Annotated in this window: 19 protein-coding genes, 5 tRNA genes and 2 other annotated features; of the genes, 23 read left to right on the forward strand and 1 reads right to left on the reverse strand. The window is 28.4% G+C overall.

Features of this window, described 5'->3' with window-relative positions; genetic code table 11:
* The first annotated feature begins 257 nt into the window (after window positions 1-257).
* The 12 genes from ACYUE0_RS02925 (at window position 258) to ACYUE0_RS02980 (ending at window position 11,182) form a co-directional block, all read left to right on the forward strand.
* On the forward strand, window positions 258-1,961 hold the full coding sequence (locus tag ACYUE0_RS02925) for a peptide ABC transporter substrate-binding protein (protein ID WP_460269447.1): 1,704 nt from the start codon (window positions 258-260) through the stop codon (window positions 1,959-1,961).
* 227 nt (window positions 1,962-2,188) lie between these two features.
* A complete protein-coding gene (locus ACYUE0_RS02930) occupies window positions 2,189-3,886 on the forward strand; it encodes a peptide ABC transporter substrate-binding protein (RefSeq protein WP_460269448.1) in 1,698 nt (565 codons plus the stop codon).
* Window positions 3,887-4,304: 418 nt separating this feature from the next.
* On the forward strand, window positions 4,305-5,996 hold the full coding sequence (locus tag ACYUE0_RS02935) for a peptide ABC transporter substrate-binding protein (protein WP_460269449.1): 1,692 nt from the start codon (window positions 4,305-4,307) through the stop codon (window positions 5,994-5,996).
* A gap of 395 nt (window positions 5,997-6,391) precedes the next feature.
* Complete coding sequence (locus ACYUE0_RS02940) at window positions 6,392-8,056, forward strand: peptide ABC transporter substrate-binding protein (RefSeq protein ID WP_460269450.1); 1,665 nt, start codon at window positions 6,392-6,394, stop codon at window positions 8,054-8,056.
* Between the two features lie 81 nt (window positions 8,057-8,137).
* On the forward strand, window positions 8,138-8,383 hold the full coding sequence (locus ACYUE0_RS02945) for a small, acid-soluble spore protein, alpha/beta type (RefSeq protein WP_010293088.1): 246 nt from the start codon (window positions 8,138-8,140) through the stop codon (window positions 8,381-8,383).
* Between the two features lie 167 nt (window positions 8,384-8,550).
* Window positions 8,551-9,288, forward strand: coding sequence for a class I SAM-dependent DNA methyltransferase (locus tag ACYUE0_RS02950; protein WP_460269451.1), 738 nt, complete (start codon window positions 8,551-8,553; stop codon window positions 9,286-9,288).
* A gap of 38 nt (window positions 9,289-9,326) precedes the next feature.
* Complete coding sequence (gene hslO / locus ACYUE0_RS02955; protein ID WP_460269452.1) at window positions 9,327-10,208, forward strand: Hsp33 family molecular chaperone HslO; 882 nt, start codon at window positions 9,327-9,329, stop codon at window positions 10,206-10,208.
* Window positions 10,209-10,771: 563 nt separating this feature from the next.
* A tRNA-Val gene (locus ACYUE0_RS02960) sits at window positions 10,772-10,847 on the forward strand.
* Between the two features lie 4 nt (window positions 10,848-10,851).
* Window positions 10,852-10,928 (forward strand) — tRNA-Asp (locus ACYUE0_RS02965).
* A gap of 19 nt (window positions 10,929-10,947) precedes the next feature.
* Window positions 10,948-11,023, forward strand: a tRNA-Phe gene (locus ACYUE0_RS02970).
* A gap of 6 nt (window positions 11,024-11,029) precedes the next feature.
* Window positions 11,030-11,104, forward strand: a tRNA-Gly gene (locus ACYUE0_RS02975).
* Window positions 11,105-11,108: 4 nt separating this feature from the next.
* Window positions 11,109-11,182, forward strand: a tRNA-Cys gene (locus ACYUE0_RS02980).
* A gap of 253 nt (window positions 11,183-11,435) precedes the next feature.
* Here ACYUE0_RS02980 and ACYUE0_RS02985 read toward each other — a convergent pair.
* On the reverse strand, window positions 11,436-12,143 hold the full coding sequence (locus ACYUE0_RS02985; RefSeq protein ID WP_460269453.1) for a DUF6873 family GME fold protein: 708 nt from the start codon (window positions 12,141-12,143) through the stop codon (window positions 11,436-11,438).
* Between the two features lie 349 nt (window positions 12,144-12,492).
* On the opposite strand from ACYUE0_RS02985, the gene ytxC reads away from it, so the two are divergent.
* The 11 genes from ytxC to ACYUE0_RS03040 all read left to right on the forward strand — a co-directional run bounded on the left by ytxC (window position 12,493) and on the right by ACYUE0_RS03040 (window position 24,439).
* Window positions 12,493-13,392 carry a putative sporulation protein YtxC gene (gene ytxC / locus ACYUE0_RS02990; protein WP_199869224.1) on the forward strand — a complete coding sequence of 300 codons (900 nt, stop codon included), beginning with the start codon at window positions 12,493-12,495 and terminating at the stop codon, window positions 13,390-13,392.
* A 62-nt stretch (window positions 13,393-13,454) separates the two neighbouring features.
* Window positions 13,455-13,568 (forward strand) — a sequence feature (ribosomal protein L20 leader region).
* A 90-nt stretch (window positions 13,569-13,658) separates the two neighbouring features.
* Window positions 13,659-14,156: a translation initiation factor IF-3 gene (gene infC, locus ACYUE0_RS02995; RefSeq protein ID WP_010293077.1), complete on the forward strand. Its 498-nt coding sequence runs from the start codon at window positions 13,659-13,661 to the stop codon at window positions 14,154-14,156.
* 22 nt (window positions 14,157-14,178) lie between these two features.
* The gene (rpmI, locus tag ACYUE0_RS03000; protein WP_010293075.1) at window positions 14,179-14,376 is read left to right on the forward strand and encodes a 50S ribosomal protein L35; all 198 of its coding nucleotides are present in this window, start codon (window positions 14,179-14,181) and stop codon (window positions 14,374-14,376) included.
* Window positions 14,377-14,393: 17 nt separating this feature from the next.
* Complete coding sequence (rplT, locus tag ACYUE0_RS03005) at window positions 14,394-14,753, forward strand: 50S ribosomal protein L20 (protein WP_010293074.1); 360 nt, start codon at window positions 14,394-14,396, stop codon at window positions 14,751-14,753.
* A gap of 177 nt (window positions 14,754-14,930) precedes the next feature.
* Window positions 14,931-16,268 (forward strand): TrkH family potassium uptake protein, encoded by a 1,338-nt coding sequence (locus ACYUE0_RS03010; protein ID WP_199869231.1) that lies wholly within the window; start codon window positions 14,931-14,933, stop codon window positions 16,266-16,268.
* 11 nt (window positions 16,269-16,279) lie between these two features.
* On the forward strand, window positions 16,280-16,939 hold the full coding sequence (locus tag ACYUE0_RS03015; protein WP_199869223.1) for a potassium channel family protein: 660 nt from the start codon (window positions 16,280-16,282) through the stop codon (window positions 16,937-16,939).
* An 11-nt stretch (window positions 16,940-16,950) separates the two neighbouring features.
* Complete coding sequence (locus ACYUE0_RS03020) at window positions 16,951-17,724, forward strand: TrmH family RNA methyltransferase (protein ID WP_460269454.1); 774 nt, start codon at window positions 16,951-16,953, stop codon at window positions 17,722-17,724.
* A gap of 111 nt (window positions 17,725-17,835) precedes the next feature.
* Window positions 17,836-18,061 (forward strand) — a binding site (T-box leader).
* 215 nt (window positions 18,062-18,276) lie between these two features.
* Window positions 18,277-19,293: a phenylalanine--tRNA ligase subunit alpha gene (gene pheS / locus ACYUE0_RS03025; RefSeq protein WP_061993892.1), complete on the forward strand. Its 1,017-nt coding sequence runs from the start codon at window positions 18,277-18,279 to the stop codon at window positions 19,291-19,293.
* Window positions 19,294-19,321: 28 nt separating this feature from the next.
* Window positions 19,322-21,700, forward strand: a complete 2,379-nt coding sequence (gene pheT, locus ACYUE0_RS03030; protein WP_460269455.1) for a phenylalanine--tRNA ligase subunit beta — start codon at window positions 19,322-19,324, stop codon at window positions 21,698-21,700.
* A 283-nt stretch (window positions 21,701-21,983) separates the two neighbouring features.
* A complete protein-coding gene (locus ACYUE0_RS03035; RefSeq protein WP_460269456.1) occupies window positions 21,984-23,201 on the forward strand; it encodes a cell division protein ZapA in 1,218 nt (405 codons plus the stop codon).
* A gap of 236 nt (window positions 23,202-23,437) precedes the next feature.
* Entirely contained in the window at window positions 23,438-24,439 is a 1,002-nt protein-coding gene (locus tag ACYUE0_RS03040; protein ID WP_460269457.1) for a glycosyltransferase family 4 protein, read from the forward strand.
* The last annotated feature ends 16 nt before the right edge of the window (window positions 24,440-24,455 follow it).

Raw genomic sequence — 24,455 nt, forward strand, 5'->3', positions numbered from 1 at the left:
TCTGTAAAAACCTTTTCAAACTTATAATTAGCCTTATAATATTCAGAAATTTGAATCTATGTTATTAAAATATTTCAAAGTTCATAAAAAAGTAACTTGATTTGAGTAATGGTTTAATATAATCTATAGATATAAATAAATATTACAATTAAGTAAAAAAAAGTAATTTTTTTAATTATATTCAAATATATATAAGTATACAATGTTGCCAAGTGAATTATTCATTTACTTAGGTTAATAAAAGGGAGGCTATTTTTATGAAAGGTAAAAGATTATTAGCGGCTTTATTAACACTTTCTTTAACTGCATCTTTAGCTTTAACTGGTTGTGGAGAAAGTAAAAAAAATGATGAAAATGCAGCAGGTGGGGATAATAAAGAAGAAGCAAAAATGGATGATGAGCAGTATATAAATGCGTGGTTAACTCAAGAACCTAAAACATTGGACCAATCAAAATCAAGTGATTTATATTCATCTATTATTTTAACCAATATAAATGAAGCACTAACAAGAGTGGAAACTGATGAAAATGGCAAGGAAATAATTAAGGAGGCTGGAGCAGAAAGTTGGGAAAAATCAGAAGATGGTCTAAAATGGACATTTAAATTAAGGGATATGAAGTGGTCTGATGGTCAGCCGGTAACAGCTGAACAATATGTTTATGGTATAACTAGAACGTTAGATCCAGATGTTGGTTCGCCATATGGATTCTTATTGTTCCCAATTAAAAATGCACAAGTATATAATGGTGGAAAAGGTAAATTGGAAGATGTAGGGGTAAAGGCTATAGACGATAAAACTGTAGAATTTACTTTAGAAAATCCATGCTCTTACTTTTTAAATTTAACATATTTTAAAGTAATGCAACCACAAAGAAAAGATATATTAGAAAAGTATGGAGATAAATATGGAACAGAAGCAGAAACTATGATGTCTTGTGGACCTTTTAAAATGAAAGAGTGGGTACACAATAATAAAGTTGAATTGGAAAAAAATCCTGAATACTGGGATGCAGAAAATGTTAAATTAGAGAAAGCAACAATGAAGATTATAAAGGAAACAAGTTCTGCTATGAATGAGCTTTATAATGGTTCTTTAGATATGGCTACAGTTACTAAACCAGAATGGATAAAGAAATTTGATGAAAGTGGAAATTTTGAAATATTAAAAGGCTATGATGGTTCATCAGCATATATGTTCTTTAACCACAAAGACCAATATTTCCAAAATGCAAAAATAAGAAAGGCATTTATGCTAGCAACAGATAGAGAAGGTATGTGCGAAACTTTATATAAAAAGTTAGCAGAACCGGCATTAGCTTGGTGTCCTCCAGCAGTTTTCATTGGTGATGAAGAGTATAGAAAGAAAATTGAGTTCAATCCTGTTGAGGAACTTAAAAAGGAGAACCCAGATGCAAAGGCTTTATTTATAGAAGGGTTAAAAGAATTAGGGTTAGATCCAGATCCATCTAAGCATACAATAACATTTTTACAAGCAGGAACAGATGCAACATCTAAAGAATTTGCTGATTTTGAACAACAAAATTTCCAAAATGTATTAGGAGTTAATATAAAATCAGAGTTTTGTGAATGGGCTGTTTTCCAAAGTAGAGAAGAACAACTAGATTACCAAATAGCTTCAATGGGATGGACAGGAGATTATAATGATCCTATGACATTCTTTGATATGTGGATGTCTACAGCTGGAGTTGTACACAACGGCTGGAAAAACGAAAAATATGATGAAATAATACAAAAAACAACTAAAACTATAGATCCAGAAGAAAGAGCTAAATTATTTGCAGAGGCAGAAAAAATGTTAGTTTATGATGAAGCGGTGTTTAGTCCAACGGTTTATAGATTTAAAAATTCATATGTTCGTAAGTATGTAAAAAATGCAACAACAAAAACATTTGGCGTTGGAATTATGGATCTTAAATATCTATATACTTCAGGACGTTAATAAAAAAATAAGGGCTATTCCATTTGTGGAATAGCCCTTTTAAAAATATTTAAAAATACAAATTGAAAATAATACATAATGGTAAAAGTTTTATTGGCTATGAATAAAATAATGCAACTGTTAATATATGATTTAAATTATATTAATAAGACTTAAAACTAGAATTACTTAAGCTGGTTAAGAATATATATAAGTGAGGAATAAAAAATCTTAAGGGGGTAGGGAATATGAAAGGGAAAAGGTTATTGGCAGCTATATTGACAATTTCTTTAGGAACGTCTATTTTTTTAGCAGGATGTGGAAATGAAAAAAAAGGTGAGAATAGTAAAAATGACAATAAAGAAGAAGCAAAAATGGATAAAGATCAATATTTAAATATGATCTTAGATGCAGAACCTAAAACATTAGATCCATCTAAAGCAACAGATACAGTGTCATCTCGAGTTTTAGGAAATACAATGGAAGCTGTAACTCGTTTAGAAGTAGATAAGGATGGAAAAGATACAATTGTACCAGCTGGTGCAGAATCTTGGGAAATGTCTAAAGATGGAATGAAATGGACTTTTAAAATGAGAGATATGAATTGGAGTGACGGACAAAAGGTTACTGTAGATGATTATATATATGGTATAACTAGAACTTTAAATAAAGAAACAGGTTCTCCATATGCGTATTTGTTATATCCTATAAAAAATGCACAGGCATTTAATACGGGAAAAGCTAAAGCAGAAGATTTAGGACTTAAAAAAGTTGATGAATCCACTTTAGAATTCACACTAGAATCACCATGTACCTATTTCTTGGAGCTTACTTATTTTAAAGTTATGGAACCTCAAAGAAAAGATTTAATAGAAAAGCATGGAGATAAATATGGAACAGAGGCAAATACATTTTTGTTTACAGGTCCTTATATGATAACTGATTGGGTGCATCAAAGTAAAGTTGAGTTAGTTAAAAATCCTAATTATTGGGATAAAGATGCAGTAAAGTTAGAAAAAGTTACTATGAAGATTATAAAAGAAGAAAGTTCAAGAATGAATGAATTATATAATGGCTCTATAGATTTAGCTGGTGTTTCTAAACCGGAATGGATAGAAAAATTAGATGAAACTAATAATTTTGAGGTTAAAAAAGGTTATGATGGTACTGCTTGGTATATAGCGTATAATTTTACAGATCCATATTTAAAAAATGCAAAGATAAGAAAGGCATTTACTTATGCGATGGATAGAGAAGGAATGAGTAAAACTTTATTTAGGAATTTAGCAGAACCGGCAACAGCTTGGTGTCCTCCAGGAATACAAATTGGTGGAGAAGAGTATAGAAAGAAAGTTGATTTTAATTTCTTAGATGAATTAAAGAAAGAAGGAACTACAGATCCAAAGGCATTATTAATAGAAGGGCTTAAAGAAGAAAATATGGACCCAGATCCAACAAAGCATACATTTAAATACTTAGAATCTGGAACTGATGCTAGATCCAAAGAATTTGGTGATTTTATGCAACAAAATTTCAAAAGTGTTTTAGGGGTAAATGTAGATGTAGATTATGTTGAGTGGCCAATATTCCAAGAAAGGACTAATAAACTAGATTATCAAATGGCTCATAAAGGTTGGCTTGGCGATTATAATGATCCAAATACATTCTTTGATATGTGGATATCAACTGCTAAAATGGCACCTAACGGATGGTCTAGCGAAAAATATGATGACTTAATAAAGAAAGCAGGTCAAACTACAGATCAGAAGGAAAGAGTTAAAATATTTGAGGAAGCAGAAAGATTATTACTTGTAGATGAGGCTGTTATAGGACCAACAGTATTTAGATTTAAAAACACTTATGTTCGAAATTATATTAAAAACTATATGTCTCCAACATGGGGTGAAGTAGAGTTAAAACACACTTATATATCAGGTAGAGAATAGATAAATAAAATAGGCGATTTCAAAATAAAAAAATATTTTGAAATCGCTTTTCGTTTTTAAAGTCAAAGAAAGGGGGAAAACGATAAAAAAACACAAGCTTTATGTGTAAAAAATGATGTAAAAGCAAGAAGTTTGGGGAAATGTTTTAAAAAAATTAATAAAGTTATTAAAAAATTAACAAAACAGTTTAAAAATGAACTTCTTACATTAATTGTTATGCAAATGTATATATTTTTAAAATATTGTAAAAAATGTGACAATGTTATTGATTTATTTAAATGTATATATATAATCATAAGTATAAGGTAATTTTAAATTAAAAAATAAACTTTACAGTATACGCTAGTTAGCAATAAGTAAATTGTTGATTTACTTTTACCTGTGATGGTGCGTAATGGTAATAAAAGGGGGAAATCTTATGAAGAGCAAGAAAATATTAGCGGCTTTACTTACACTTTCATTGACTATGTCAATGGTATTTACTGGATGTGGAAATACTGGAAAGAGTACTGGGGATGCTGCAGAAGACGGTAAGGAAAATATAGACAAGGAGCAGTATGTTAATTTAATATTGGTAGACGAGCCTAAAACAATAGATCAATCTAAGTCAACGGATTTATATTCATCTCAAGTTTTAACAAATGTAAATGAAGCATTAACAAGACTAACTGTAGATGAAGATGGAAAAGATAAAGTAATTGAAGCTGGAGCGGAATCTTGGGAAAAATCAGAAGATGGATTAAAGTGGACTTTTAAATTAAGAGATATGAAGTGGAGTGATGGTCAGCCTGTAACAGCAGAACAGTATGTTTATGGTATTACAAGAACTTTAAACCCAGAAGTAGCATCACCATATGCATTCTTATTATATCCAATAAAAAATGCACAGGCTTATAACGGTGGAAAAGCAAAGATTGAAGATGTTGGAATTAAAAAAATAGATGATAAAACTCTAGAATTTACCCTTGAAAATCCATGTTCATACTTTTTAGATTTGACATACTTTAAAGTAATGCAACCTCAAAGACAAGATATAGTTGAAAAATTTGGTGACAAATATGGTACAGATGCAAATACAATGGTATTTTGTGGACCGTTTGTTATGAAAGAATGGGTTCATAACAATAAAGTAGAATTAGAAAAAAATCCAGAGTATTGGGATGCGGAAAATGTTAAGCTAGAAAAAGCTACAATGAAAATTATAAAAGATGAAAATGCAAGAATGAATGAAATATATAATGGATCCTTAGATTTGTGTACAGTTACTAAACCGGAGTGGATAGAAAAACTTGATAAAATGGAGGCCTTTGAAATTAAGAAAAGTTATGATGGTTCAACAACTTACACAATGTTTAATACAAATGACAAGTATTTTAAAAATAAAAAAATAAGGAAGGCATATGCTATTGCTAAGGATAGAGAAGGTTCTTGTTCTACTTTATATAGAAATTTAGCAGAGCCAGCAACAGCTTGGTGTCCTCCAGCAGTTAAAATTGGAGATGTTGAATTTAGAGAAAAGATTAAATTTAATGCTTTAGATGAAATTAAAAAAGAAAATTCTGATCCAAAAGCATTATTAATAGAAGGATTAAAAGAAGAAGGTCTTGATCCAGATCCATCAAAACACACATTTAAATATTTAGAATCTGGAACAAGCGCTCAAAATAAACAATTTGCTGAATTTGAACAACAAAATGTTAAAGAAGCCTTAGGCGTGAACGTAACAGTTGACTATGTTGATTGGCCTATATTCCAAGATAGAACTAAACAATTAGATTTCCAAATAGCTTCTCAAGCTTGGGGCGGAGATTATAATGATCCTATGACATTCTTTGATATGTGGATGTCTACTGCTGGAATAGTTCCAACAGGCTGGAAAAGCGAAAAATATGATGAGTTAATAAAGAAAACAACTGAAACAATGGATGTTGAAGAAAGAGCTAAGCTTTTTGCAGAAGCAGAAAAACTATTATTAGTTGATGATGCAGTTATAACTCAAGGTGTATGGAGATTTAAAAACACATATATTCGTAAGTTTGTTAAAGGATATGTATCTCCTACATTTGGAACTCCTGATTTAAAAAATGTTTACACTTCAGGAAGAGAATAATATAAATATAAAAACAAGAAAAGTGGCGTTATGTACGTCACTTTTTTTATTTTAAACTATAACTATTCACCCATTATGTGTTTTGTTTAAAATGAAAAATCTTCACTTGATAAAAGTATAAGTTGAAATTTGAAACGCTATATCGCTATATAAATTAAAAGATTATGTATTAAAAATTTAAGATTATTTCCCTTATAAGATTTATATGATAATATATTAATATAATTGAATATTTACATATAATTAATATATAATTAATATATAGATATTTTTATGAAGTGATGAATTAAAGAAAATTTAAAAAGATATCACACTAATTATGAGAAAATTATCTATTTTGCTAAAAGTATAAAAAGATTTAACAGAGTCTTAATATAAGTTAAGGAGTAGTAGAGATGAAGTTCAAAAATATATTTAAAATATCTATTGCGATTATTCTTTGTATGATTGCTTTAGTCGGATGTAATAAAGGAAAAGAAAATAAAGATAAAATAGTAGAAGAGGATAAAAATCATATCCAAGTGCTTTTAGATTCCGATCCTAAAACTTTAGATCAATCAAAAACAGTAGATACTTATTCATCTCAAGTTTTAACTAATGTTATGGAAGGTCTTACTAGAATAGAAGTTGATGAGAATGGCGAAGATATCATAAAGCCAGCAGGAGCTGAAAAGTGGTCTGTATCTGATGATGGATTAGTCTGGACTTTTAAGTTAAGAGATATGAAGTGGAGTGATGGAGAACCTGTAAAGGTAGAGGACTATATATATGGGATAACACGAACATTATCTCCAAGAGTAAATTCTCCATATGCTTTCTTATTATATCCAATAAAAAATGCAGAAGATTTTAATTTAGGACAAGTTTCTGAAAGGGAATTAGGAGTGAAGAAAATAGATGAATCTACATTGCAAATAACTTTAGAAGTACCAACGGCATATTTTTTAAACCTAACTTATTTTAAAGTTATGGAACCTCAAAGACAGGATGTAGTAGAAAAATATGGGGAGCTATATGGTTCAGGTTCGCAATATATGGTTTATACAGGACCTTTTATTATATCTAGTTGGACTCATGATGATGAAATTCAACTTTTGAAAAATAAAAATTATTGGGATGAGAAATCCGTGAAATTAGAAAAAATTACAATGAAAGTTGTACAAGATGAAGAGAAAAAGATGAATGAACTTTTAAATGGAGATTTAGACATAGCAAATGTTTATGATAAAATAACTATTGAAAAATTGAATGATAGTAACAGCTTTAATATTAAAAAGGGGTATGACGGTTCAGTAAATTACACTATATTTAATCAACAGGATAAATATTTTAAAAACAATAAAATAAGAAAAGCATTTATAATTGCAGCTGCAAGAGAAGAAGCCTGTGAAGATGATTTCAAAAATTTAGCAGAACCAGCATTAGGTTGGTGTCCCCCAGGTGTTCAGTTGGGTAGTGAAGAATATAGAACAAATGTGAATTATTTCCCAGTGAATAACCTGAAAGAAGAATATGGTAATCCTAAACAATTGCTGATAGAAGGACTTAAAGAACTTGGTTTAGATCCAGATCCTAAAAAGCATACATTTAAATATTTACAATCAGAGATAAATGAAAAATCTAAATATTATAGTGAGTTAGAAAAGAGTGTTTTTGAGAAAAATTTAGGCATAAATATAGATATAGAATATGTTGGTTGGGTTGAATTTCAACAAAAGACAAGGGCTATGGATTATCAAATGGCAGCTCAAAGTTGGATTGGTGATTATAATGATCCAAGTACGTTTTTTGATATATGGTCTTCTACAGCTGGAATAATACAAACAGGGTGGTCTAATGAAAAATATGATAGATTAATAAGAGAAGCTTCTAGAACTAATGATCAAAAGAGTAGAATGGAATTATTTAATGAGGCGGAAAAAATATTGGTAGAAGAAGATAGTGTTATTAGTCCATGCTTATGGAAGATAAGGAATATATATGTTAGAAAAGAAATTAAAAACTTTACTAGACCTATGTGGGGAACTATAGATTTTAAATATACCTATATTGAACAATAAAAGGACTTGCGTTTTGCAAGTCTTTTTATGTATAAAAATCCTTTTATCGTAAAGAATATTAATACGATAGGAGGGGTTTTTATGGGAAAAACACCATTGAAAAAAGTTATAAAAGCAAAGTTGAAAAGTAATAGAGAACTAACTCCTTATGAAAAATTGAGAGAAAAAATGAAATATGAAATAGCAGAAGAGTTAGGACTTAAAGATAAAGTTGAAAAACATGGTTGGAGCAGTTTGACTACAGAAGAAAGTGGTAGAATAGGTGGTTTGATGACTAAAAAGAAAAAGCAACTTAAAATACCCAAAAATAATGAAATAAATGATTAATAAAAAACCTTCTTGTGTGTATTTTAACAATTTAGTATTATATATTAAGAAAAGCTATAAACATTAAATCTTATAAATTGTATAGAATAATAAGTTTTTAATATATAATTGCAGTAGATTTTAAAATGAAGATATATTTATAATATATAGAGGATGGAGGTTCAATAGTGAGTTGTTATAAAGATTTTGCTACTATTTATGATGAACTTATATATGGAGACGTTGATTATAAAAAATGGGCAACTAAAATATTAAGCATATGTGATGAACTTAATATAGAAAGAAAAAATTATTTAGATTTGGCTTGTGGAACTGGAAATTTAACTGTCGAGGTTGGTGAAAAATTTCAGAATGTATATGCTGTAGACTTATCTCAAGAAATGCTTACTGTGGCAGAGGAAAAATTAAGAGAAAAATCTATAAGAGCAAAGGTACTTTGTCAAAATATATGTAATTTGAAAATAAAAAATAAATTTGATCTTATTACATGTTGTTTAGATTCTACTAATTATATAACAGAAGAAGAAGCATTAGAAGATTACTTCAAAGGTGTTTATGAAGTGTTAAATGTAGGTGGAATATTCATTTTCGATATGAATTCTAGTAATAAATTATTAAATATATTAGGTAATAATTTATTTAATTATGATAGTGAAGATGTTGTTTATATTTGGGAAAATTATCTTGAAGATGACATAGTAAATATGTATCTAACATTTTTTGTAAAAGAAGGACAAGTTTATAAAAGGTTTGATGAAGAACATGTAGAAAGGGTGTATGAAAGTAAATTTATATTAAATGTTCTAAATAAAATAGGATTTAAAGTAAATTGCATATTAGATTGTTATGAAGATAAAGAAATAACAAAAGATAGTGAAAGAATAACTTATGTAGTAAGAAAATAATGTTTTAATATTAATTGCAAACAGGAGGTTGGAGATTTATGGATAAGATAATAAGAGCAACAGCTAAAGATGGAGAGGTTAGAATAATAGCAGCTATAACAACAGATATGGTACAAAAGGCTACTAAAATACATAATTGCACACCGACAGCATCTGCGGCATTAGGAAGAATGCTTACATCAGCAGGCCTTATGAGTGCCATGTTAAAATCAGAAAATGATAGTTTAACATTGCAAATAAATGGAGGGGGAGAGGCAAAAGGTGTTGTGGTAACAGCTCATACCGATGGAAAAATTAAAGGATACATAGGAAATCCTGGTGTAGATCTTCCTTTAAATAGTAAAGGAAAACTAGATGTAGGTGGAGCTATAGGAACAGATGGATATCTACAAATTATAAGAGATATGGGATTAAAAGAGCCATATGTAGGTCAAGTGCCAATATGTACTGGTGAAATAGGTGATGATTTAGCATATTACTTTACTGTTTCAGAGCAAACTCCTTCAGCAGTAGCAGTTGGCGTTTTGGTTGATAGAGATTTAAGTATAAAAGCTGCTGGCGGATTTATAATACAAATGATGCCAGGTGCATCTGATTTTGTAGCAGATATTATAAGTTATAGACTTCAAGAAATACCTTCAGTTACAACAATGATAAGTGATGGAAAAACAGTACAGGATATTATAAATTCTTTATTTGATGATATGGATGTAAAGTTTTATGATGAGGGTATTTTAGAGTTTGAGTGTGATTGTTCAAGAGAAAAAGTTGAAAATGCATTAATAAGTATAGGAAAAAAAGATTTACAAGAAATATATGATGATGGAAAAACAGAAGAACTTAAGTGCCATTTCTGCAATAAAAGCTATGACTTTACTCAAGAGGATATAGGCAACTTGTTAAAAGAAATTGAGAAATAATGAAATAATAATGTAAAAATTTAAAATATAGGATTCCAAAATAAATATTTAACTTATGATAAGTATATTGTTTAAAGTATTGAAGTTAAATTTTAAAATTGGAATCTTATATTTTAGTTAAGAGTTAATAGTGAACAGTTGTGGTTATTACTACTCACTTCTTTCCTAGTAATTCTCAACGTATCTTTTTATAAATTTGCAAAGCAAATTATATTTATAGATTTTTTAAAATTATTTTCAGAAAGTGGTTGCCACTTTCATCCTAAATTTTTAATTCATAATTCATAATTTTTAACTAACTATAGTTGTACTTATTTTCCTCAACTGATAACAAAAATTTGATGTATAAATTTAAGTTATAGATTGTATCCCTATACAAATAATAGAACATAAAAAGAAAATTTAAGCATTATATATAAAAAATAGATTATAAAGAAAAATAAAGAAACAAGAATGAAATAAAAGAAAAATAAAAATAAATTAATATAATTAATTACTGAAGTGTTGACATATAGCTAAAGATTTTGTATTATGTAAATGTGCTCAGTAAGAGCACGAGAGATGGTCGCATAGCTCAGCTGGGAGAGCATCTGCCTTACAAGCAGAGGGTCACAGGTTCGAACCCTGTTGTGACCACCATTTTGGCCTAGTGGCTCAGTTGGTTAGAGTACCGGCCTGTCACGCCGGGGGTCGAGGGTTCGAGTCCCTTCTAGGTCGCCATTAAATTAAATAAATTTTAGGCTCGATAGCTCAGTCGGTAGAGCAGAGGACTGAAAATCCTCGTGTCGCTGGTTCGATTCCTGCTCGAGCCACCAGAAAATGCGGGAGTGGCTCAGTGGTAGAGCGTCACCTTGCCAAGGTGAACGTCGCGGGTTCGAATCCCGTCTTCCGCTCCAATTTGGCGCCATAGCCAAGTGGTAAGGCAGAGGCCTGCAAAGCCTTTATCCCCAGTTCAAATCTGGGTGGCGCCTCCAAAAACTCATTACATTTGTAATGAGTTTTTTTGCGTTTGAAAAAATATTCTGGTACATATTTAGAAAATTTAGAGTTAAAGCTACATTAAAAATTAATTAGTCTTAAATAAGCTATTAAATTTCAGATGTAACTTTAAAAGATATGTTTAATTAAGTTTAAAATTTGTAAATTTACAAATTTTAAAGTCGAAGTTAATTTTTAACAAAAAACTATAAATCAAAATATAATAAATTAAGAGTCTAATCTAAAAGCTTAAATATCTAAAAAGAAAATACTTCCTCTATCTATTAACGTTGTATTAGATAGATAAATAGGTGTGACGTTATGTTTATCTAAAAAATTTAGAATATCATCTTTAAATTTATATTGATTTAAAGAACCATAAAAAACTAAATGCTTAGTATCTAGCAAGCCACAGGTTCCACCAATAAATCCATAGTCTAGACCAGGAAGATTTATGTCTCCTGATGGAAGTAGTAAAACATCTAAATCATGATGTGACAAAGCACTATAAATAGATTTATCAGTAGTTATCAATGCTTTTTCATTTATTATTGCAGTGGAACATTTAGTGTATCCTTGTTTAACATTTATTAAATTTTTATGTGAAACTAAATTTAAAAGTTTCTTATCTGTATATTTTAAAGCGTGTATAAAATAGTTATCTAAATTTACTGCGTTTAAAAATATATCATAAGGATATTTATCTGTAAGTCTGTTATTTGAATACATAAAAGAGATATTATATTTGTTTTTCAAAACGTTAATAAAATCTGTATTCATATCAGGATGTACTATTAGTTTGTTATTAGAAATTACAGTTAGGAGCATGTCTGGATGTCCGCAGACCGCATCATAAAGTTTATTACAAGGAGGACATTTCATTACTATACAATTTAAATTTTCAAGAGCTCTAAGTTCTTCTTGAGAAATTCTAAAATCAACTAATGCTAATTTCAATGATAAACACTTCTTTCTTTGAGTTTTGGTGAGAGGTTTTAGATTTAATTTATACATTAAATTTTTACTATCAATTGAGAAGGATAACTATCTACTAACATGGATTTTAGTCACATGAAGATTTCTCATTTGACAAATGGATGAATTATAACTTCAACTTAAAACCTATAAGTTTGAATTTTACAATTTGGCTGTCGATAATTGTTAAAAATATTAATGTATATGAATTTTTATAAAACACATAATAATTACGAAATATAATTTTTTATATATTATCATTTAAATAATATGTTTACAAGTTATAGCTTTTATAGTTAGGTAGTTACCATGCTAAAAAGGAGTGAGCTATATGTTGATGCTAACACTTATAAAAGAAAATTCTAGAGATTATTTAATAGATGCTATAAGAAATGCAAGAGAGTATTTTAAAATTAAAGGCGTAAGAATAGGAGTTTCTGAGAGTATAGAAAACAAACACCATATTATAAAGATTTATTGTGATGACGAAAATTATGATGTGAAATTCGAAAAAATGTTTAACTTGTATATAGCAAATATTTTGTTTAAAGAGCTTGTAGATGACTTTTGTGAAAAAAATCTTTCTAAGTATTTAGTTGATAATTTTTACTTTTTAAAGTGTGAAGATATTATAGAAATAAAGAAAGAAGTTTTAAATATTTTACAAAAGGAAAATAGTCCAATAAATGAAAATATGATTTACTATATGAATAGAAAAAATGATATTGTAGATAAAATAGTATTATTTTTAGAAGAAAACAATGATATAAATATAGATGGATTTATAAAATTTAGAATGAAGCAATTTTCATGTGAAATACAAGATATAATTGAAAAGATAGTAGAAAAATTTATGGTTGAAAAAGAATATGATGAGTTTATAAAATTGTTAAAGTATTTTATAGATGTTCAAGAAAGCAAAATAGATGAACTTCACATAATAATAAATAATGATGGGAATTATGCTCTTGTGGATAAATTAGGCGAAGATGTTCTTCAAAGTATAATGGATGAACTTTCTGTAGATAATTTAAATTTGAATGTAACAATTGAGGATTTAATAATAAGTGGATTGATTACAACAGCACCTCAAAAGGTTATAATGCATTGTGTTCAAAATTGTAAGAGTAAAGAACTTATAGAAACTATAAAAAAAGTATTTGGGGATAGAGTTTCCTTTTGCGATGAATGCATAAAATGCAAGCAAATAAAAAGTTTTTTAAAAGTTTAAAAAAGGTATTGACATTAAATCGAAATTAAGTTACAATACATGATGTTGAAATAAATAAAAGATTAAACAAGAAGAAACAGCCGTTTCTCACCTTGCAGTTATGCTAGTAAGGTTACACTGTAATAAAATTATTCTATGAATGCAGTAGGACGGCTTTGCCGTCCTTTTATTATTATATAAGTATAATCAGTGTTAGAAATATATTTAAGATATATTCTATATATTACACCAGGAGGTGAATTGCTATTAGTAAAAATAAAGACTTCATGATGAATGAAGACATAAGGGAAAAAGAAATTAGGGTTATTACTGATGAGGGTGAGCAATTAGGAGTTCTAACATCTAAGGAAGCATTAAGAATTGCAGAGGAAAAAGAATTAGATTTAGTTATGATTTCTCCAAATGCAAAACCACCAGTTTGTAAGATTATGGACTTTGGTAAGTTTATCTATGAACAACAGAAAAAAGACAAAGAAGCTAAGAAGAAGCAAAAAACAATAAGCATAAAAGAAATCAGATTGAGTGCTACTATTGAAGAAAATGATATAACTATAAAAGCTAATAGAGCGAAAAAATTCTTATTAGACGAAGATAAGGTAAAAGTTACTGTGAGATTTAGAGGTAGAGAAATTGAAAACTCACAAGTAGGACATAAGATATTGAACTCTTTTGTTGAAAAGTTAGGTGATGTTTACACTATAGAAAAGCCAGCTAAACAAGAGGGAAGAAATATGATATTAATATTAGCTCCAAAAAGAGCATAAACACTGAGAGGAGGAATTTATTATGCCAAAAATGAAAACTCATAGAGGTGCAGCTAAAAGATTCAAGAAAACAGGAACAGGAAAGTTAAAAAGAGCAAAAGCTTTCAAAAGCCATATATTAACTAAGAAAAGTTCAAAAACAAAAAGAAATCTTAGAAAAACTGGATACGTTTCAGTTACTCAAGAGAAAGCAATGAAAAAATTACTACCATATTTATAATTTAGGAGGTATTTTAAATGGCAAGAGTAAAGAGAGCTATCAATGCTCGTAAAAAACATAAAAAAGTATTAAAACTTGCAAAAGGATACTACGGTGGAAAGAGCAAGTTATTTAAGACTGCTAATGAGTCAGTTATAAGAGCATTAAGAAATGCATATGTTGGAAGAAAGTTAAAGAAAAGAGACTTCAGAAAACTTTGGATAGCTAGAATAAACGCAGCTGCAAGAATGAATGGTCTTTCATATTCAAGATTCATGAACGGAATGAAACTTGCAGAAATAGATATAAACAGAAAAATGCTTTCTGAGATAGCTATAAATGATCCAAAAGCATTTGCTGAATTAGTTGAAGTTGCTAAAAAACAATTAGGAGCTTAATTAAATACAATACATAAAAATGTAGCCTTGTGCTACATTTTTGTATTATCTAATTATTTAAAAAAAATAAATAAAAATACTATAATATATTAGAAAAAGAGTATATAATTACATTCAAGAGAAAATATATGATTAGAGGTGTTATTGGTGAAATCAAAGCTAGGCAATTTTTTTAAGATGAAAAATTTTACAGCTATGCAAATATTAGCTATTGGTTATGCCGGAATTATATTCTTGGGAGGAGTATTATTAAGTTTACCTATATCAAGTAAAGATGGAACCGTTACTCCATTTATAGATTCGGTATTTACATCTACATCAGCAGTATGTGTAACAGGTTTAATTACGGTAGATACTGGTACTCACTGGAATTATTTTGGCAAAACAGTAATAATATGTCTTATACAAATAGGTGGATTAGGGTTTATGGCTTTTGCAACAATGTTATCATTACTTATAGGTAAAAAAATAACACTGCAGCAAAGGCTAATAATGCAGGAGTCCATGAATTCAACCTCGCTACAAGGAATAGTTAAACTTGCAAAGTATATACTTATATTTACTTTTTCCATAGAAGGACTTGGAGCATTATTATTAAGCACACAGTTCATACCTGAGTTTGGATTGATAAAAGGAATATATTATAGTATATTCCATGCCATATCTGCATTTTGTAATGCTGGATTTGATCTTATGGGTAACTTCAATAGTTTAGTTAATTATGGAGACAATGTTGTTATAATATGTACAATAGGAGCACTAATTGTAATAGGTGGATTGGGCTTTTTTGTATGGGATGAAATATATAACTATAGAAATAGAAAGAAATTGTCACTACACAGTAAGGTAGTAATAGCTATGACTTCTACTTTATTAATTGGAGGAACAATACTATTTTTTGTATTTGAATACAATAATCCTGAAACTATGAGAAATATGGGTATAAAAGAAAGACTTTTAGCATCTATGTTTGCATCTGTAAGTCCTAGAACGGCAGGATTTAACTCTATATCCGTAGCTGGAATGACTATTCCATCAATTTTTTTAACAATAATATTGATGTTTATAGGTGGTTCACCAGGGTCTACAGCAGGTGGATTAAAAACATCTACAGCTGGCATACTTTATATGACAGTGAGATCAGTTATAGCTGGTAGTGATGAAACTGTAATATTTAAAAAGAGAATTAATCAAGATATAGTGTATAAATCTTTTGCGATTATGATTATAGCAATAGGACTAGTAATTACAGTTTCTGTATTATTAGCTATAACACAATCGGCTAGTGGAGAACCTTTTGAATCTTATATATTTGAGGCTACATCAGCCTTTGGTACAGTTGGGGTGACCATGGGGTTAACTCAAAAGTTAAACACTATTGGAAAGATAATAGTGGCACTTACAATGTATGCTGGAAGAGTTGGTCCATTAACATTAGTTTTAGCTATTGCGAAAAAAAGGAAAAATAAAAAAGTATGTATAAAATATCCGGAAGATAAAATTTTAGTTGGGTAGAGGTGATTATTATGGTTAAAAAGCAATTTATTATAATTGGACTAGGTAGATTTGGAACATCTGTTGCAGAAACATTGTATGCACTAGGAAATGATGTTTTAGCATTGGATAAAGATGAAGAAGTAATACAAAATATATCTGATAAGGTTACTCATGCAGTTCAAGTTGATGCTAATGATGAGCATAGCTTAAGAGCATTAGGAATTAGTAATTTTGACGTCGCTATAATAAGTATAGGATCTGATGTCCAAGCGAGTATATTATCAACTTTATTAGTTAAAGAATTAGGTGTTAAACATATAATAACAAAAGCTAATAATGCATTACATGCAAAAGTTTTATATAAAATAGGAGCGAATAGAGTAATTTTCCCAGAAAAAGATATGGGAGTAAGAGTAGCTCATAATTTATGTTCTTCTAATATTTTGGATTATATAGAACTTTCTCCAGATTTTAGTATTGCAGAAATTGTAAGTTCACCGGTTTGGTATGGCAAAACATTACGAGAACTTAATTTAAGAGCAGAGTATGGAATAAATATCATGGCTATAAAAACTCATAACGAAATAAATGTTGCTCCATCACCAGATGAGAGAATACAAGAAGAAGATATAGTAGTAGCTATAGGTGAAACTAAGCAGTTAAATAATCTTGAAAAATTAATTAGATAGGGGATTAAATATTGCAATACATTAGTAGTAAAGAAAATACTTTAATAAAAAATGTAAGAAAACTAAAAGAAAAAAAACATAGAAATTCTCAAGGGTTATTTTTAGTTGAAGGCTTTAGATTTATAGAAGAAGCAATAAAATCTGAATTTAATATAAAGTATATATTTATAAGTGAAAATTGTACTAGTGAAAATTATGATAGATATATAAATTTTTCAGGAGACGTTTATACAGTAAGTAGTAGTATTTTTAAAATCATAAGTAGTACAGATACTCCTCAAGGTGCTATTGCTGTAGTGGAAAACAAAGCATTAAATTTATCAAACAGGGACGGAGTATACATTTTAGTAGATAGAATTCAAGACCCTGGAAACCTTGGAACTATAATAAGAACTGCTCATGCATCTGACTGCTTAGGAATTATAATTACAAAAGGAACAGTTGATATATATAATGAAAAAACATTAAGATCAACAATGGGGTCAATATTTAATATTCCAATAATTGAAGATAAAGATTTATCTTTTGTAAAAGAGTTACAAGAACGTGGATATAAATTAGTTACTAGCTCTTTAGATACTGAGAATAATTTCTATGACATTAATCTTACGGGAAAAGTTATTATAGCTGTAGGCAATGAAGGAAATGGAATTAGTGATGAAATTTATGAACTTTCCAATGAAAAGGTAAAAATTCCAATGCCAGGTGGAGCAGAATCATTAAATGCTTCAGTTGCAGCATCTATAATGATGTATGAGGCAGTAAGACAAAAAAATATTAAATAAAATGTTGAATTTAAAATGAAACATGGGTATAATAGAAACTATATTTAAAAATTAATATTTGAGGCATATTGTATTAAATGATAAACTAAGCATTATTATATTAATTTATGTGTCTAAACTGTGAAGGAGAAAAGTAGTTATAAAAAGCATACAGGGAATAAGAATCATAGATTGAGAGTTCTTATATGAAATGTTTTATAGTGAAGTTCACTCTGGAGTTCTAATTGTGAAGTTATAAAAATGGTAGTAATTAGCGGGTTAAACCGATATCTTTTAACTAAGAGAAACTTATTTTAAGTTTAATTAGGGTGGTACCGCGGATATATCCGTCCCTTTGTAGGGGCGGATTTTTTATATGCAAAAATATAAAAATAAATATAAAACATTATTATTTGATAAATGCATAAACTTAAAGTTAATCTTAAAAATCTATGTAATTTATAAGATTAAATTAAAATTTTTAGTCTAGGATTAAGATAGTAAATGTTATATAACTTATAACAGTTTTACATAAAGGTTTAATTTATTTTAAAGAAGGGAGTTTATTTAATTATGAAGGAAAAATTAGAAGCAATTAAGTCTTCAGCACTAGAAGAAATAAAAGCTGTTGTAGAAAAATCTAACCTTGAAGATATAAGAGTTAAGTACTTAGGAAAAAAAGGTGAACTTACTCATATATTAAGAGGAATGGGAGGTTTATCTAAAGAAGAAAGACCTGTGATTGGAAAACTTGCCAATGAGGTTAGAAGTGCTTTAGAAGCGTCTATAGAGAAAGTAGCTACTGACATTGCTAAAAAAGAAAAAGATAATAAACTTAAAAATGAAGTTATAGATATTTCTATGCCAGGCAAAAAACAAACAATAGGTAATAGACATCCTTTAGATTTAACACTTGAACATATAAAAGAAATATTCCTATCAATGGGATTTTCTATAGAAGAAGGACCAGAAGTAGAGAAGGATTACTATAATTTTGAAGCTTTAAATATACCAAAAGATCATCCAGCAAGAGGTGAACAAGATACTTTCTATATAAATGACAATGTAGTGTTAAGAACACAGACATCTCCTATACAAATAAGAACAATGGAAAACCAAAAGCCACCTATAAAAATGATAGCTCCAGGTAAGGTTTATCGTTCTGATGCAGTTGATGCTACTCATTCACCTATATTTTACCAAGTTGAAGGACTTGTTATAGATAAAGGTGTAACATTTGCAGATCTTAAAGGTACATTAGAATCATTTACTAAAAAGATGTTTGGTGATGTTAAAACTAAATTTAGACCACATCACTTCCCATTTACCGAACCTTCAGCAGAAATGGATGCAACTTGCTTTGTATGTAATGGAGAAGGTTGTAGAGTATGTAAAGGTAGTGGTTGGATAGAAATACTTGGATGTGGAATGGTACATCCAGAAGTTCTAAGAAAATGTGGAATAGATCCAGAGGTTTATAGTGGATTTGCATTTGGATTCGGATTAGATAGAATGGTTATGCAAAAATATGCGATTGATGATATAAGATTGCTTTATGAGAGTGACATGAGATTCTTAAATCAATTTTAGTAGATTATAATTTAAAGGAGGAAGAACAATGAAAGTTCCAGTAAATTGGCTTAAAGATTACGTTGATATAAATGTTTCACCGAAGGAATTAGCAGATGCGTTAACATTATCAGGATCAAAGGTAGAAGAACTTGTAATTACAGGAGATGATATTACAAATGTAGTTACAGGAAAAATAACAAAAATAGAGAAGCATCCTGATGCAGAAAAATTAGTAATTTGTGAGGTAAACATTAATAAAGAAGAACCAATACAAATAGTTACAGCTGCAACTAACATGAAAGAACAAGATATAGTTCCAGTAGCATTACATGGAGCTACATTACATGGAGGACTTAAAATTAAAAAAGGTAAATTAAGAGGTGCAGTATCTCAAGGGATGTTCTGTTCAGAAGAGGAACTAGGAACAGCTGGAGATGAGCCAGTACACGGTCTTCTAATATTACCAGGGGATACTCCAATTGGTGTAGATATAAAAGAAGTTGTTAAAATGGGCAGTGCAGTTATTGAGTTTGAAATAACATCTAATAGACAAGATTGTTTAAGTGTTGTGGGTATAGCAAGAGAAACTGCTGCTACTTTAAGAACTACTTATAAAATGCCTAAAATAGAATATAATGCAAAGTGTAATGAAAATATTTGTGATAGCTATAAAGTAGATGTAAAAGATGATTTATGTAGAAGATTTATGCTTAAAGGTATAAAAAATGTTAAGATAGAGCAATCTCCAGGTTGGATGCAAGAAAGACTTTTAGAAGTAGGTGTTAGACCTATAAATAACATTGTAGATATCACAAACTTTGTTATGATAGAGCTTGGTCAACCATTACATGCTTATGATGCAAGAGAAATAAAAGCTAACAATTTCGTTGTGGAAAGAGCTGTAAATGGTGAAAAGTTTACTACACTAGATGAGATTGAAAGAGAGTTAGATGAAAATGTATTATGCATAAAAGACGGAGAAAAGACAATTGGTCTTGCAGGCATAATGGGTGGATTAAATTCAGAAGTTAAAGATGATACAACTATGGTTCTTTTAGAATGTGCAAATTTTGAAGGTGTAAACATAAGAAATGTATCTAAAAAGTTGAATTTAAGAACAGAAGCGTCATCAAAATTTGAAAAAGACTTAGATCCAAATCAAACAGAAATAGCAATTTCTAGGGTTTGTGCTTTAATTGAAGAATTAAATGCAGGAGAAATAATGGAAGGAACTATAGACATTTATAATGAAAAAAAAGAAGATAAATATCTAGAAGTTGATAGTAACTGGGTAAATAAATTCTTAGGAACTTTATTGACAAAAGAAGAGATGAAGAAATACCTAGATAGCTTAGATTTAACTACTGAAATAGAGGGAGAAACTTTAAAAGTTAAATCTCCAACTTTTAGAAGTGATATAAATATTAAAGAAGATATTGCAGAAGAAATAGTAAGAATATATGGTTATAACAATGTTCCATATACAATGCCTTTATGTGAAGCTGAAAAAAGTGGAAAAAGTGAAAAACAAAATTTAGAAGAAAAAACTATAAATACTTTAATTAATAGTGGATTAAACCAATCAATAAGTTACTCTTTTGTAAGTCCTAAAATCTTTGATAAGCTTTTAATAAGTGAAGAAAGTGAATTAAGAAAAGCAGTTAAAATTAAAAATCCATTAGGTGAAGATTTTAGCATAATGAGAACAACAACATTAGCATCTGCTATGGAATCTTTAGCAAGAAATAATGCTAGGGGTAATAATATTGTAAGATTGTTTGAAATAGGAAAAGTATATATACCAACTGAAGATTCATATGAATTGCCAGAAGAGAGAAATATAGTTACTTTAGCAATGTATGGACAAATGGATTATTTAGATTTAAAAGGTGTAGTAGAAAATATTACTGATGAATTAGGAATTGAAAAAATCTCATTTAAAAGAGAAAGTGAGAATTCATCATTCCATCCAGGAAAGACTGCTGCATTATATATAGGCAAAGAGTATGCAGGGGTTTTAGGTGAAGTTCATCCAGATGTAGCTGAAAATTATGATATAGAAGAAAGATGTTACATTGCTGAATTAAATTTAGATGTATTATTTAAAAATGCTAAACTTGATAAAAAATATCAACCACTTCCAAAATTCCCAGCTGTAACTAGAGATATAGCAATACTTGTGGATGAAGAAATTTTAGTTCAAGAAATTGAAGACACTATTAAGAAACAAGGTGGAGCAATACTTGAAAGTTGCAATTTGTTTGATGTATACCAAGGTAAACAAATTCCAAAGGGAAAGAAAAGTGTTGCATATGCTATAATTTATAGACATAAGGATAAAACACTAACAGATAATGATGTAAATAAAGTTCATGATAAAATATTAAGATCTCTTCAGCATAAGTTAGGTGCAGAGTTAAGATAGAATATATAAAAGCAAAACAAATTTATTTGTTTTGCTTTTTTGTGATTTTAGATATAGAAACAGGTATAATAGAATTAAGGAATTTATAGGAAGATAAACATAGACGTAAAACTAAGCCTAAAAATTCCAAAATTATAGTGTTAAAAGTAATAATGAAAAAATTAAAATGCTAGTCTGAGAAAATTTCAAAGAAACTCTAAAAATAAAATGGTTAGATATGGTTTATTTTACTACAGTTTTATGATAAAATATTAGCAACTATAATCTTTAAGAGGGTGTTTTTTTGAACATTATAACCGTTAGAATAAATGGAATTGAATATAACTTAAAAGGCGAGGAAAATGATCAATACTTGCATAAGGTAGCTAAATATTTAGATAATCGTATTCAAGATTTAATGTCCACAAATAAAAAATTAAGCCCAGGAGATGCTACAGTTTTAGCAGCTTTAAATATGGGAGATGAAATTTTAAAAAGTGAAGAAGGCTATAAGAAGTTACTAGAAAACTATAAGAAGGTTGGAAATGATAATAAACTTCTAATTTCTGAATTAGAAAAAATGAAAAATGAAATTGAAGGATTAGAAGAAGAAAATTCAAAACTTATATCTAATAATGAAATTTTAGAGAAAAAATATTTAGAGATGGAACCAAAGATTAATGAGCTACAAGAAGAGGCTAGTAAATTAAAAGTTTTAGCAATAGATTCTAGTGAGAGAGATTCTGAATTGAAAAATGTAAAAGCAGAATTAGAAGAAAAAGAAAAGACTATTTTTTCAAAAGAAAAAGAACTTAATTTTATAAAAGAAGAATTAGAAAAGAAAAATGAGGAACTAACTAATTGGATTAAAGACGCTGAAGAGAAAAATGAAGAAATAAAATCTAAAGATATGGAATTATATATAAAAAATGATGAAATAAAAGAAAATGATATAAAAATAAAATCCATATCAGAGGAATTGGAAAGAAAAGATTTGGAACTTCAATCTATGGAAGAAGAGTTAGCACTTACAAAGGAAAAGTTACAATATAAAGTTGAAGAGATAGAAAATCAAAATTTAGAGATAGAATCAAAAGATATAGAAATTCAAAATAGAGAGAGTCAGCTTAATGATAAATTAAAAGATTTTGAAGATTTTAGAGAAAAAACTAAAATGAAAAATGAAAAGTTGACTAAAGAATTAGAAGAAATAAAAATAAAAAATGATGGTGAAGTTAAAGAAACTGAAAAGTTATTAAAGGAAATAGATCAAATTAATGAGGAACTTTTAATAGTAACTGATTTTTTAAAAGAAGTAAAAAAAAAGAATGATGACTTAGATAGAGAAAAGTTTATATTAACAAATGGAAATAAAAAATTATTAGCAGAATTAAAAAAATTACGATTAGAAAAAAGTGAACAATTAGCTAGAAATAAACAATTAGTCTTAGAGTTACAAGACTTGAGAAAAGAATTGACTAAAGAAAAGTTGAAAATTAATCCTTTATTGAATATAAAATAGCTTGTAGGTATTATATCTTACAAGCTATTTTCCTTTACTATGATTATAATTAAAAATATTAAAATGAAAAAAATTGTCTTTAAAACTTTATAAAATATACTTTAAACATACGAAATTTGAAGTTTTTATGTATAAATTGTATGTATTTTATTAATAATTGAAAATATAAGGTGCTAAATGCTACTTATAGTGCATAGTTATATTCTAACAGTTCACTATAGGAGGAAAGATGTGGCATGAAAGTTTTGTTGTGTGTAAGACAAGACTACTTGAAAAACACAGGTAGCGATACGGCTATAATAAAACAAGTTTATAAACATTTAAGATTATTAGATATAAATGTTACCATAAATAATGGGAATATTTATTCTTTTAAAGGCTATAATATAGTTCATCTTTTTAATATTAATGAAATAGGTCAAATTTATAAATATCACAAAGAAGCAGTAAAATGTAAGTGCAAGTTAATAATAACACCTTTGTATTTTAATATGGAGAAGTATTATAAATACAAAAATGAAGAGGATAAATTAAAATTTTGGAAAAGTTCCAATTTATATAGAGAAGAAGTGTTAAATAAATGTAATTTAATAGTTTGTAATAGTCAATGGGAAAAAAATGTATTACAGAAGGATTTTAAAGAATATAAAAATATTATAATTTTAAAAAATGGTGTGAGTGAAGTTGAAGATGAAAATGTTCCATTATATAATTTTGAGAAGAGACATAATGTAAGTAATTATGTTTTGGCTGTAGGAAGAATAGGAGCAAGAAAAAATCAGTTAACACTTAGTAGAATTTGTAATGAATTAAATATTGATTTAGTTTTAATTGGTGCAGTAGATGATAAAAATTATTTAAAAGAATGCTTAAAATATAAAAATGTAAAATATTTAGGATTTATGGATAATTATAATTTGTTTAATGCATATAAATTTGCAAGAGTATATGCAATACCTAGCTTTATGGAAATTACAAATTTGGCTGCATTGGAAGCTGCTGGAAGCGGGTGCAATATGCTTATAACAGAAGAGGGTGCAATGTCAGAGTATTTTAAAGAGCTAGCTGTATATTGTAATCCTTATGATGATCAAACTATAAAAGAAGGAATTTTAAAAGCTTACTATAAAAGAAAAAATGATTGTTTGAAAAATTATGTATTTAAAAATTATAGTTGGGAATCTACAGTAAATATACTTTTAGATGAATATAATAAGCTTTTAAATAGATGTCAATAAAGTGTATATAGGGTTC

The organism is Clostridium sp. CTA-19, assembly GCF_054767855.1.

Coding starts and splice junctions, on each gene's coding strand:
- ACYUE0_RS02925 (WP_460269447.1), top strand. CDS start 258: ATGAAAGGTAAAAGATTATTAGCGGCTTTATTAACACTTTCTTTAACT.
- ACYUE0_RS02930 (WP_460269448.1), top strand. CDS start 2,189: ATGAAAGGGAAAAGGTTATTGGCAGCTATATTGACAATTTCTTTAGGA.
- ACYUE0_RS02935 (WP_460269449.1), top strand. CDS start 4,305: ATGAAGAGCAAGAAAATATTAGCGGCTTTACTTACACTTTCATTGACT.
- ACYUE0_RS02940 (WP_460269450.1), top strand. CDS start 6,392: ATGAAGTTCAAAAATATATTTAAAATATCTATTGCGATTATTCTTTGT.
- ACYUE0_RS02945 (WP_010293088.1), top strand. CDS start 8,138: ATGGGAAAAACACCATTGAAAAAAGTTATAAAAGCAAAGTTGAAAAGT.
- hslO (WP_460269452.1), top strand. CDS start 9,327: ATGGATAAGATAATAAGAGCAACAGCTAAAGATGGAGAGGTTAGAATA.
- ytxC (WP_199869224.1), top strand. CDS start 12,493: ATGTTGATGCTAACACTTATAAAAGAAAATTCTAGAGATTATTTAATA.
- infC (WP_010293077.1), top strand. CDS start 13,659: ATGATGAATGAAGACATAAGGGAAAAAGAAATTAGGGTTATTACTGAT.
- rpmI (WP_010293075.1), top strand. CDS start 14,179: ATGCCAAAAATGAAAACTCATAGAGGTGCAGCTAAAAGATTCAAGAAA.
- rplT (WP_010293074.1), top strand. CDS start 14,394: ATGGCAAGAGTAAAGAGAGCTATCAATGCTCGTAAAAAACATAAAAAA.
- ACYUE0_RS03010 (WP_199869231.1), top strand. CDS start 14,931: ATGAAAAATTTTACAGCTATGCAAATATTAGCTATTGGTTATGCCGGA.
- ACYUE0_RS03015 (WP_199869223.1), top strand. CDS start 16,280: ATGGTTAAAAAGCAATTTATTATAATTGGACTAGGTAGATTTGGAACA.
- pheS (WP_061993892.1), top strand. CDS start 18,277: ATGAAGGAAAAATTAGAAGCAATTAAGTCTTCAGCACTAGAAGAAATA.
- pheT (WP_460269455.1), top strand. CDS start 19,322: ATGAAAGTTCCAGTAAATTGGCTTAAAGATTACGTTGATATAAATGTT.
- ACYUE0_RS03040 (WP_460269457.1), top strand. CDS start 23,438: ATGAAAGTTTTGTTGTGTGTAAGACAAGACTACTTGAAAAACACAGGT.